This window comes from Ralstonia sp. VS2407 (assembly GCF_052950655.1).
Genome location: NZ_JBRFVG010000152.1, coordinates 1 through 515, shown reverse-complemented (window position 1 = coordinate 515; position 515 = coordinate 1). Strand labels below are relative to the sequence as shown.

Here is a 515-nt window from a genome sequence, read left to right as displayed (position 1 = left end):
CCTGATGGGCAGCTCGGAGTTGCCGCGCTGAGCGGACGGCAGTCGCCAGAGCGCCGTTTCGACAAACCGGGCGTCCCGCGGGCGCCCGGTTTTTTTTATACGCGGCCGCTTTGCCGCGGCGCGCATCGCGCGCGTGGCGCGGTACGCGGGGGCGGCATGAGCGGCGCGCGCCGTCTTCGGTCCATTTCTTTCATCTTTCTCCACGAAAATTTCATTTTGTAAGAGTCGGTGCAACCTGTCATATCATGTCGACCCTCGGCCGGCTATGACCGGAATCAATACATAATCCGACCCCAAATCAGGAGATGATGGATGGAAGGCTTTGTGCATGCGTTGATCGACGGGATCAACGGCATTCTCTGGAATTACGTGCTGATTGCGCTGCTGCTCGGCGCGGGCGCGTGGTTCACGCTGCGCTTCAGGATGATTCAGCTGCGCGCGCTGTTCCTCAGCATGCGCCTTGTCGGCAGCAAGGGCGAGCCGGGCAGCATCTCGTCGTTCCAGGCGTTCGCGAC

The 515-nt window shown here is 61.6% G+C and carries 1 protein-coding gene and 1 pseudogene; both read left to right on the top strand.

What is annotated here, in order from left to right; all coding sequences use genetic code 11:
• A partial coding sequence (locus tag ACU8YE_RS24350) for a hypothetical protein (RefSeq protein WP_446929945.1) occupies nt 1-222 on the top strand: 222 nt, incomplete at its 5' end.
• A gap of 90 nt (nt 223-312) precedes the next feature.
• Nucleotides 313-515 (top strand): annotated as a pseudogene (locus tag ACU8YE_RS24345) (sodium:alanine symporter family protein); the annotation flags it as partial.